The 6,514-nt window shown below is 68.5% G+C and carries 8 protein-coding genes and 1 tRNA gene; 3 read left to right on the top strand and 6 right to left on the bottom strand.

The genetic code is table 11. From position 1 onward, the window contains the following. Window positions 1–59 precede the first annotated feature (59 nt). The 5 genes from ACFOD9_RS05865 to ACFOD9_RS05885 form a co-directional block, all read right to left on the bottom strand. Window positions 60–455 carry a UrcA family protein gene (locus ACFOD9_RS05865; protein ID WP_379509162.1) on the bottom strand — a complete coding sequence of 132 codons (396 nt, stop codon included), beginning with the start codon at window positions 453–455 and terminating at the stop codon, window positions 60–62. Between the two features lie 235 nt (window positions 456–690). Next, window positions 691–765 (bottom strand) — tRNA-Gln (locus ACFOD9_RS05870). A 66-nt stretch (window positions 766–831) separates the two neighbouring features. After that, window positions 832–1,677 (bottom strand): glutathione-dependent disulfide-bond oxidoreductase, encoded by an 846-nt coding sequence (yghU, locus tag ACFOD9_RS05875; RefSeq protein WP_379509163.1) that lies wholly within the window; start codon window positions 1,675–1,677, stop codon window positions 832–834. Window positions 1,678–1,793: 116 nt separating this feature from the next. After that, window positions 1,794–2,897 carry a branched-chain amino acid aminotransferase gene (locus tag ACFOD9_RS05880; RefSeq protein WP_379509164.1) on the bottom strand — a complete coding sequence of 368 codons (1,104 nt, stop codon included), beginning with the start codon at window positions 2,895–2,897 and terminating at the stop codon, window positions 1,794–1,796. 547 nt (window positions 2,898–3,444) lie between these two features. After that, window positions 3,445–4,080, bottom strand: a complete 636-nt coding sequence (locus tag ACFOD9_RS05885) for a hypothetical protein (RefSeq protein WP_379509165.1) — start codon at window positions 4,078–4,080, stop codon at window positions 3,445–3,447. A 58-nt stretch (window positions 4,081–4,138) separates the two neighbouring features. On the opposite strand from ACFOD9_RS05885, the gene ACFOD9_RS05890 reads away from it, so the two are divergent. The 3 genes from ACFOD9_RS05890 (at window position 4,139) to ACFOD9_RS05900 (ending at window position 5,905) form a co-directional block, all read left to right on the top strand. Next, complete coding sequence (locus ACFOD9_RS05890) at window positions 4,139–4,918, top strand: TlyA family RNA methyltransferase (protein ID WP_379509166.1); 780 nt, start codon at window positions 4,139–4,141, stop codon at window positions 4,916–4,918. A gap of 136 nt (window positions 4,919–5,054) precedes the next feature. Next, a complete protein-coding gene (locus tag ACFOD9_RS05895) occupies window positions 5,055–5,609 on the top strand; it encodes a TspO/MBR family protein (RefSeq protein WP_379509167.1) in 555 nt (184 codons plus the stop codon). 53 nt (window positions 5,610–5,662) lie between these two features. Continuing rightward, entirely contained in the window at window positions 5,663–5,905 is a 243-nt protein-coding gene (locus ACFOD9_RS05900) for an accessory factor UbiK family protein (RefSeq protein ID WP_379509168.1), read from the top strand. A gap of 97 nt (window positions 5,906–6,002) precedes the next feature. Here ACFOD9_RS05900 and ACFOD9_RS05905 read toward each other — a convergent pair. Further along, window positions 6,003–6,514 (bottom strand): sigma-70 family RNA polymerase sigma factor (locus ACFOD9_RS05905; protein WP_379509169.1); only part of this gene is annotated, 512 nt, incomplete at its 5' end.

The raw sequence follows: 6,514 nt of genomic DNA on the forward strand, positions 1-6,514 counted from the left end.
CTCCTCGGACACCTTGAATCAGCCAACAGCCTCCCGCGCAACCTTATTGAGTACGGACCCTAGCGCGCCACGTCCAGGTAGGCCACGTGCTCCCCGCTGCGCGCAAGGTCGCGGGCGCGGGTCATCTGCGCCCCGGCCATGGCGGCGCTCTCGGCCCGGCAGTCCCGGTTTTCCTGATAGAAATAGCCGAAGTACGGCCGCGGGGCGGCGGCATCGCAGAGCAGCGAAGTACCCATGGCCACCCGCCGCGCCATCACCGACCAGCCATCAGGTGTTGCCGGATCGAGATCGGCAATATTCACCCGCAGGGTATAGCGCCCGAGCGGATCGGGGCCGGAAACCTGCGATCCGTGCCAGATGCGCCCGATCGCGGTGATTTCATCTCCGGCCGCAAGCGCGGGACCTGCCGTCATCGCCAGCAGGGCGATGGGCGCGACAAGGGATGTGAAGGTCATGGCAGCATCCTTTCGCTGGACTATGCCCGCGGGACCGGTGCTGACTGGCGCCCCGATCCGTCGTGAAAGGCGGAGCACGTCACGCCTTTAACGCCGTGTGGCGGGGCGCGTTCCGCAAACGGCGCGCGAAAAGACGGCCGCGCGGCGGCGAGCAATCCAGAAGAACCGTCATTTCGGGAAACTGGCTGGGGCGGCAGGATTCGAACCTGCGCCACCTGACGCACGGACAGCTTGCTGGCTGGGGCGGCAGGATTCGAACCTGCGAATGCCGGTACCAAAAACCGGTGCCTTACCACTTGGCGACGCCCCACCAGTCCGGCGCGCATAGCGGCGCCGGGGCGGGTTGGGAAGGGGGCTGCGGGCCGGTTTGGCGCGGTCAGCGCGCCAGGCTGTCGAAATCCTCCGGTCCGTGGCGCTCGGGCAGGTCCTGGCTGGTGACCTTGCGGCCCCGGGCGACCGCCGGGCGGGCGAGCAGTTCCTCCACCCAGCGGCCCAGGTGCGGGTAGTCGTCCATCGCCAGGAAGGTGCGCGCATCGTTGTAGACCGTGCCGCGCCAAAGCCCGGCGGCCCAGGGCAGGAAGGCCATGTCGGCGATGGTATAGGCGTCGCCCGCCAGGTAGCGCGTCTCGGCCAGCCGGGTGTCGGCCACGTGCATCAGGCGCTTCACTTCCATCGCATAGCGGTTGATCGCATATTCGATCTTCACCGGGGCATAGGCGTAGAAATGGCCGAACCCGCCGCCCAGGAACGGGGCCGAACCCATCTGCCACATCAGCCACGACAGCGTCTCGGCCCGCGCCGCGCCTTCTCGGGGAAGGAAGGCGCCGAACTTCTCGGCGAGGTAGATGAGGATCGCGCCGCTCTCGAACACCCGCACCGGCTCTGCTCCGCTGCGGTCGACCAGGGCCGGGATCTTGCTGTTGGGGTTGATGTCCACGAAGCCGGTGGAGAACTGGTCACCTTCGTTGATGGCGATCTTCCAGGCATCGTATTCGGCCCCGGCGTGGCCGGCGGCGAGCAGTTCCTCCAGCAGGATGCCCACCTTCTGCCCATTGGGCGTAGCCATCGAATAGAGCTGGAGCGGATGGCGCCCCACCGGCAGATCGCGCTCGTGAGTCGCGCCCGATACGGGCCGGTTCAGCGCGAACAGCGGCGACATCCCCTCGGGCAGCGGCGGCGCCTGCCAGACGGCGGGCGGGACATAGGTCGGGTCTTCGGCCATCGGCGGATCATCCTTCGCTCTGGCCCGCGAGACTGGCGGGGCAGGCCGCGAACCGCAAGCCGCGCGGCTCGCATCGGGCGAAGCGATGCGCCGGGCATCGCCCCGACGGGCGCGGCTCAATCCAGCCGCATCACCCAGCCATGGGGATCGGGCGCTTCGCCGCGCTGGATCGCCACCAGCCGTGCGCGCAGCTTCTGGGTGAGCTGGCCCGGCCCGCCAGAGCCGATCACGAACTCGCCCTTGACCGGATCGGTCACCCGGCCAACCGGGGTGACCACGGCTGCCGTGCCGCAGGCGAAGGTTTCCACCAGCCGGCCCGAGGCGGCATCCTCGCGCCACTGGTCGATCGAATAGCGTTCCTCGCGCACGGTCAACCCTTCCTCGCGGGCGAGGGTGAGCAGGCTGTCGCGGGTGATGCCCGGCAGGATCGTGCCCGAGAGCGGCGGGGTAAGAAGGGTGCCGTCCGCGAAGGCGAAATAGAGGTTCATGCCCCCCAGTTCCTCGATCCACCTGTGCTGCTCGGCATCGAGGAACACCACCTGGTCGTGCCCGTGTTCCATGGCCTCGGCCTGGGGGACGAGGCTGGCGGCATAGTTGCCGCCGCACTTGGCCGCGCCCGTGCCGCCAGGCGCCGCGCGGCTGTAGTGGCTGACCCAGATCGAGACGGCAGGCGCCCCGCTCTTGAAATAGTTGCCGGCCGGGCTGGCGATGACGATGAACTTGTAGCTCTTGGCTGGGCGCACGCCGAGGAAGGCCTCGGTGGCGATCATGAACGGGCGCAGGTAGAGCGAGCCGCCATCGACGCTGGGAAACCACCCGCCATCGACCGCGACCATCTGGCGGCAGGCCTCGACAAACAGCGCTTCGGGCAGTTCCGGCATGGCGAGCCGCCGGGCCGAGGCGTTGAACCGTGCGGCATTGGCCCCGGGCCGGAACAGGGCCATGGCCCCATCGGCGAGGCGATAGGCCTTCAGCCCCTCGAAGATCTCCTGGGCATAGTGGAGCACGGCGGCGGCCGGGTGCAGCGGCAGCGGCGCCAGCGGGCCGACCTGGGCATTGTGCCAGCCGGCCTCCTCGCTCCAGTCGATCGTCACCATGTGATCGGAAAACAGCTTGCCGAAGCCGGGATCGGCCAGGAGCTGGTCGCGCGTTTCCACCGGGACCGGGGCCGGGTGCGCCAGCCGGGTGAAGGTCATCGGGGATTCGGCGATCGTCGCCATAGGCAATTCCTCGGGTGTGCGGTGCGGCGTCTGTGAACGAAAATATCCCAAGACGCAAGTTTGGCGAAATAAATGAAAAGCCCTGCCGGCAATTCGTCGCGGTTTAGGCGGATTTGGGCGTGACGCCAAGCCGGTAATGCGCGCCCGGCGGGCCGGCGGATCGGGCGGGACGGGGCGGGAACAGGCGGCGCGGGCCGGCGCGGTGCAGGCAGGGCGCGGGGTGGGTGAAATGAGAAGGGCAGCACCGCCCGTCAGCGTGCTGCCCTTCACATGGTCAGCGGCCGGAAGTGCCGCCCACGGAGCCTTTATCGCTACGATCACCGGTTAGCGATAATGCTCCGCGCTGCGGATTGCCGACCTCTCTGCTGGACCATGAGACATCGGATCACCTCCTTTCGCGCTGTTTAGCCAAGGGCGCCCGTCTCCGGGCTGGGGCCGGGTGCGCCTGGGGCATTCCTGCCGGGTCGCGAGCCACCGTCCTTGACGCTCAAGATATTGATGTGCGCGGCCACGACAAGACTTGCGCGAATTTAATTTGCCGTCAGAATCAAGGCTTCGGGCTTGCTTCCGGCGACCCTCCCGGGGCCGGTGGCGAAGCGCTCTCCAGCTTCTGGCGGCAGTCCTCGATCACCCGGCTCAGCTCGGGCCAGGCCGGCAGGTAAAGCACTGGCGCGCCCTGCATTTCCACCATGAATCGGCCCCGGCTGAAGGCAATTGCATCCAGCAGCGGATCGAACGGCGCGAGGCTGGCCCGGGCGCCGGCGGCGCCATCCGGGGTCATGGTGAGCAGGCGGCGGGCGCCGGTGGTGGTCACGGCCAGCGGCACCGCGCCGGCGGCCGGCCAGTTTCTCCACAGAATCGTTGCCTGGGCATGGGGATCGCAGGTCAGCCGGGCGAGGGGGGCGCCGCCATAGGGGCCATATTCGGCGATGGACTGGTCGCCCTCCATTCGCCAGCGCCAGGTCCCGGGTGTCTGCGCGGCATCGCGCCAGTCGGCCGGCGGCGGCGGGTCGGCGACGACCGGCGGTGGCGGCGCGGCGGGCGGCGGCGGAGGCGGCGCGGCCGGTGGCGGCGCCGCGCAGGCCGCCACCATCAGCACTGGTGCCAGCAATGGCATCAGCCGGGGCGCCAGCATGGCGCGGCGGGCGGAAACGAAACGGGACTGCGCGCGATTTGCCTTCATCCCCCCGGTATGGAATGAGCGGGCGCCTCCCGACAAGCCCGCAGGCACCGCCCAGTCCATGTCCGACCCAAGCCCGCCCCGTCCCGCCGCCCGACCGGCCAAGGCTCCCAAGCTGCGCGTGGACCAGTTGCTGGTCGAGCGCGGGCTGGCCGAAAGCCGCACCCGCGCCCAGGCGCTGGTCCTGGCGGGCCTGGTCTTTTCGGGCGAGACCAAGCTGGCCAAGCCCGGCCAGCCGCTGCCTGCCGATGCGCCGCTGGAGGTGCGGGGACGCGATCATCCCTGGGTTTCGCGCGGCGGGATCAAGCTGGCCCATGCGCTCGATCACTTCGGCCTTGATCCGGCCGGCGCCACGGCGATGGATATCGGCAGTTCGACCGGCGGCTTCACCGACGTCCTCCTCAGCCGCGGGGCGGACCATGTGTTCGCGGTGGATTCGGGCACCAACCAGCTCGCCTGGAAGCTGCGCCAGGACCCGCGCGTCACCGTGCTTGAACAGACCAGCGCGCGCCTGCTCACGCCCGAGATGATCGACCGGCCCTGCGCTTTCGTGGTCTGCGATGCGAGCTTCATCGGCCTCGCCAAGGTGCTCGATGTGCCCCTGCGGCTTGCCGCGCCGCGCTGCCGGCTGGTGGCCCTGATCAAGCCGCAGTTCGAGGTGGGCAAGGGCGAGGTCGGCAAGGGCGGGGTGGTCCGCGATCCGGCGCTCCACGCCCGGGTCTGCAGCGAAGTGCGCGATTGGCTGGAATCGCTCGGCTGGAGCGTTGATGGCATCGTCGAAAGCCCGATCACCGGGCCGGAGGGCAATGTCGAATTCCTGATTTCGGCACATCGCGGTTGAGCCTTGAAGCGATGGCGCGCATGATCGTCCCGGTTCGGGGCAGGCAAGTCCTACCATTGTGGAGGAATTGCCAGTCGACGCCGGCCCGGCCAATATCGTTTGGGGTCGTAACCGAATCGTCTATTCGCGAGGATACATGAACCAGCTTGCGTCGACCGGTCAGCTCAGGGCATCCCTCCTGCGCTGGGCGCTCGTCCTCGTTCCCGGCGTCGTCCTGCTCGGCTTCGTCTCCGCGCAACTCGCCCGGAGCGGGCCGGACAATCCGTGGTTCGCCGGGCTGGACAAGCCCGCCCTCTATCCGCCGCCCGCCACCTTCGGGATCGTGTGGACCGTGCTCTACCTGCTGATGGGCCTGACCGCGGCGATGATCGGCTCGGCCCGCGGCGCGCGCGGGCGCGGCTTCGCCCTGGCGGTCTTCGCGGTCCAGCTGCTGGTCAACCTCGCCTGGAGCCCGGTGTTCTTCGGCCTCCACCTGATGAGCGCGGCGCTGGGCATCGTGATCGCGCTGGACCTGCTGGTGCTGCTCACCGTGATCCTGTTCGGGCGGGTGCGCCCGCTGGCCGGCGCGCTGCTGCTGCCCTATCTGGCCTGGGTGCTGTTCGCCACGGTGCTCAACTGGCAGTTCCTCCAGCGCAATCCCGATGCCGATGGAATGCCCACGGCGAATGCGGTCACGCGCGTCCAACTCTAGCGGGCGCGATTGCAGGGCTTGCGCGTCCGGCGCTCAGGAACCATGGTGGCGCGATGCAGAGCGACAATCCCCTTTTCGCAGACTTCGCCAAGCTGATGAACAGTGCGGCGGGCACTTTTGCCGGCATGGGCCGCGAGGCACGCGATGCCGCGCGCGAACGCTTCAAGGAAGCCTTCGGCGGCATGGACTTCGTCACCCGCGAGGAATTCGACGCGGTGAAGGACATGGCGGCCAAGGCGCGTGAGGAAGTGGAAGACCTCAAGGCCCGGCTGGCCAAGCTTGAGGCGAAGGGCTGAGCCTCGGAAACTGTCACCACCGCGGTGATTTCCTTGTCCCGCAAACGAACCGGGCGGACCCTCGCAGGCCCGCCCTTTTTCGTTGCCCCAGGCCCGCTCAGGCCGGCAGCAGGTGCCGCTCGGTGGCGATACGGTGGATCGCCTTCTGGAGCTTCTCGAAGGCGCGCACCTCGATCTGGCGCACGCGCTCGCGGCTGACATTGTAGACCTGGCTCAGTTCCTCGAGAGTCTTGGGATCGTCGGCCAGGCGGCGGTCGGTCAGGATCTCGCGCTCGCGCGGGTTGAGCGAACCCATCGCCTCGTTGAGCAGTTCGCGCCGGTAGCGTGCCTCCTCGGCATCGGCCACGGTCTCGTCCTGCAAGGGGCGATCGTCGGCCAGCATATCCTGCCACTGGCTTTCGGAATCCTCGCGCATCGAGATGTTGAGCGAGGCATCGCCGCCCATCATCATGCGCCGGTTCATGTTGATCACTTCCTGCTCGGACACGCCGAGATCGGTGGCGATCTTCCTCAGGTGCTCGGGCTTGAGATCGGCGTCCTCGTAGGCGTCGAGGTTCTTCTTCATCCGGCGCAGGTTGAAGAACAGCTTCTTCTGCGCCGCCGTGGTGC

The sequence above is a fragment of the Novosphingobium bradum genome (assembly GCF_042646485.1).
In the GTDB taxonomy this organism is placed as follows: Bacteria; Pseudomonadota; Alphaproteobacteria; order Sphingomonadales; family Sphingomonadaceae; genus Novosphingobium; species Novosphingobium bradum.

Coding starts and splice junctions, on each gene's coding strand:
- ACFOD9_RS05890 (WP_379509166.1), top strand. CDS start 4,139: ATGTCCGACCCAAGCCCGCCCCGTCCCGCCGCCCGACCGGCCAAGGCT.
- yghU (WP_379509163.1), bottom strand. CDS start 1,677: ATGGCCGAAGACCCGACCTATGTCCCGCCCGCCGTCTGGCAGGCGCCG.
- ACFOD9_RS05880 (WP_379509164.1), bottom strand. CDS start 2,897: ATGGCGACGATCGCCGAATCCCCGATGACCTTCACCCGGCTGGCGCAC.
- ACFOD9_RS05885 (WP_379509165.1), bottom strand. CDS start 4,080: ATGAAGGCAAATCGCGCGCAGTCCCGTTTCGTTTCCGCCCGCCGCGCC.
- ACFOD9_RS05865 (WP_379509162.1), bottom strand. CDS start 455: ATGACCTTCACATCCCTTGTCGCGCCCATCGCCCTGCTGGCGATGACG.
- ACFOD9_RS05895 (WP_379509167.1), top strand. CDS start 5,055: ATGAACCAGCTTGCGTCGACCGGTCAGCTCAGGGCATCCCTCCTGCGC.
- ACFOD9_RS05900 (WP_379509168.1), top strand. CDS start 5,663: ATGCAGAGCGACAATCCCCTTTTCGCAGACTTCGCCAAGCTGATGAAC.